General features: G+C 34.8%; 1 protein-coding gene. It reads left to right on the forward strand.

Annotated elements, in window-relative coordinates:
• Positions 1–649 (forward strand): pitrilysin family protein (locus tag QZ114_RS08185; protein ID WP_295501859.1); only part of this gene is annotated, 649 nt, incomplete at both ends.

The raw sequence follows: 649 nt of genomic DNA on the forward strand, positions 1-649 counted from the left end.
TTTAAGAGAGCAGGATATTATCCAGCAAGAACGAGAAATGTATCGAGATGATCCAGATTCGTGTTTATTCTTTTCAACCTTAGCGAATTTGTATCCTGGTACTCCTTTAGCAACTGATATAGTTGGAAGTGAGGAGTCCATTTCCCAAATCAATCTAACTAATTTGCAAGAAAATTTTACAAGGTTTTACAAACCTGTAAACATGTCTCTGTTTTTAGTTGGTAATTTTGATGTGGAGCTAGTACAGGGATACTTTGAAAGAAAAGAACGGAAAGATTTAGATGTTCAGGAAGTAGCAAGAGAAAAGTTGCTTTTACAGCCTGTAAAGCAAACAGACAGTATGAGAATGGAAGTCTCTTCTCCCAAACTAGCGATTGGAGTTAGAGGTAAGCGAGAAGTTTCTGAAGCGGATTGCTATCGACATCATATTTTATTAAAATTATTGTTTGCAATGATGTTTGGTTGGACTTCGGATCGTTTTCAAAAGTTATATGAATCAGGTAAAATAGATGCTTCCTTATCTCTTGAAATTGAAGTAACAAGTCGTTTTCATTTTGTTATGTTGACAATGGATACGAAAGAGCCAGTTGCTTTATCTCATCAATTTAGGAAGGCCATTCGTAATTTTACAAAGGATTTAGATATTACA

It is taken from the genome of uncultured Streptococcus sp., from assembly GCF_901875575.1.
In the GTDB taxonomy this organism is placed as follows: Bacteria; Bacillota; Bacilli; order Lactobacillales; family Streptococcaceae; genus Streptococcus.